2 protein-coding genes and 1 pseudogene are annotated in these 1,742 nt (G+C 57.1%); 1 reads left to right on the top strand and 2 read right to left on the bottom strand.

Translation table 11 applies throughout. The features are described from left to right. Positions 1-109 precede the first annotated feature (109 nt). Both S4A8_RS19080 and S4A8_RS19075 read right to left on the bottom strand, forming a co-directional pair. Positions 110-313: pseudogene (locus S4A8_RS19080) on the bottom strand (metallophosphoesterase family protein); the annotation flags it as partial. A gap of 375 nt (positions 314-688) precedes the next feature. Continuing rightward, the gene (locus S4A8_RS19075) at positions 689-1,135 is read right to left on the bottom strand and encodes a hypothetical protein (protein WP_353181000.1); all 447 of its coding nucleotides are present in this window, start codon (positions 1,133-1,135) and stop codon (positions 689-691) included. Positions 1,136-1,364: 229 nt separating this feature from the next. Here S4A8_RS19075 and S4A8_RS19070 point away from each other — a divergent pair. After that, positions 1,365-1,742 (top strand): transposase (locus tag S4A8_RS19070; protein WP_353221324.1); only part of this gene is annotated, 378 nt, incomplete at its 3' end.

Below are 1,742 nucleotides of genomic sequence, written 5' to 3'. Positions count from 1 at the left end.
AACTGGCACCGACCCCATGCCAGCCTGAAGCACAAACCACCGATCAGCCGCCTGGGCTTATCCGTGAACAATGTGGTGGGTTTACACATCTAGGCAATAACTCGGTCGCGTCATAACCATAGTATTCGTGGTTGCCCATGATGTAGATCACGGGCACTCGGAACGTGCGCGCTGCCCATTCAATACCAACCGTACCGTTATGGATGTCGCCGGCTAGCACGACGGCGTCACATTCGACATCGTCACGGATGCCACTGTCTTCAGGCTCAGCGAAGCACTCCAGGTGTAAATCGGACAAAACTCGTAGTTTCACTGTCTTGATCGCTCTGTGTGCCGGGTGACAAGGATTGCCGATGCAGCGCGCTAACCGGGTGCGCCCCGTCGATGACACGTCCCCTATTTGTCGGGAGACGCGGGCATCCGATTCCGCAGCGAAGGCGAGTCGTGAATCGGCCCCGATACCGATCGGGTCAGTGACGACGCGTCGACTGCCCTGCGCCCGTCTGCGGTCGCGCGAGCGGGTATCTCGAGAGCGAAAAGCAACACAACGATGGTGCGTAACGCACGCTCGATCACGCGCCGCGTGAATGCATGGAAAACGTTTTGTGTCGTCTATGTGTGTTCGGGACCGGATTGTCCTAATGGCTCTGTTGGATAACCCAAGCCTCTCAGCGACTTCAGGAGCTCGCTAGGCCAGCGCAACCGGATTTACCGGCGAAATATAGGATATCTCCGGCTCAGCATGAATTAGCGCTTCGATCCGTGTAACCAGTTCTCCAATCATCAGCACATCGTCGCTCGGTTGGCTGCCGGCTGGGCGCTCATTCAGCGATGGCGACAACAAAATCCGTCTATCGACGAAATTAACGAACATGCATTTGTCCCGGAGTTCGGGCCAGTGCTGGTGCCGACACTGGTCAAATAGTGGTGTCGCGACAACCTTGACCCTAGAAACCGGACGATCGTGCTCCTCCACCAATAACTGCACACACATCAGACCTAACAGCTCGCCCGTCGAATAACGCGCGTTGTGCCCGCGCTCACGACGAGCGAGCGGCGACAGTCGGGCCCGCCAGTAACGAAATGTTTCTCGCGGCAGATCGAGAATTTCGAGAACGTTGTCTTGACGCAGCACCGATAGTCCGCAGCGATTTTCCTCAACAACGTAGCATAAGGTTGTCGACAACTGAATTATCCGTTGCAGACTTCACAACAATGGTATGTGCAATGTAGAAATCGGTGTCCGACCGAACGCCGAGCTACGCTCATTTCTGGTGTATGAGCGATTGAAGGAGGCGGCACCCACCTGCTGAAATTAGTAAGACCAATCACTGATTTCAGACGACAGAAGAGGTGCCACCACCATGCGAGACGATACGACGATTGCCTTTACTGATCCAGCCTTTGCGGACGCGCTGTCCGATCTGGTTCGCGATGGTGCACAACGCATCATCAAACAGGCCGTTCAGGCCGAGCTCAATGCGTTTCTGCAGACGCATGCCGACCGAGACGCCGACGGGCGGCGGGCTGTGGTGCGCAACGGCTATCAGCCTGAACGTGACGTGCTCACCGGGGTTGGCCCGGTCGCCGTCGCGCTGCCCAAGACGCGGGATCGCGCCGGACGCGGCCGACGCTTTTCCTCGGCATTGCTGCCGCCTTATTTGAAGAAGACGCGCCGGCTGGAGTCGGTCCTACCGTGGCTGTATCTCAAGGGTGTATCGACCAACGATTTCGACGAAGCG

Origin of the sequence: Salinisphaera sp. S4-8 (assembly GCF_040361235.1) — a bacterium.
GTDB lineage: Bacteria > Pseudomonadota > Gammaproteobacteria > Nevskiales > Salinisphaeraceae > Salinisphaera.
Note: the sequence above shows the minus strand (reverse complement) of the source record. Positions and strands in the feature narration are given on the sequence as shown.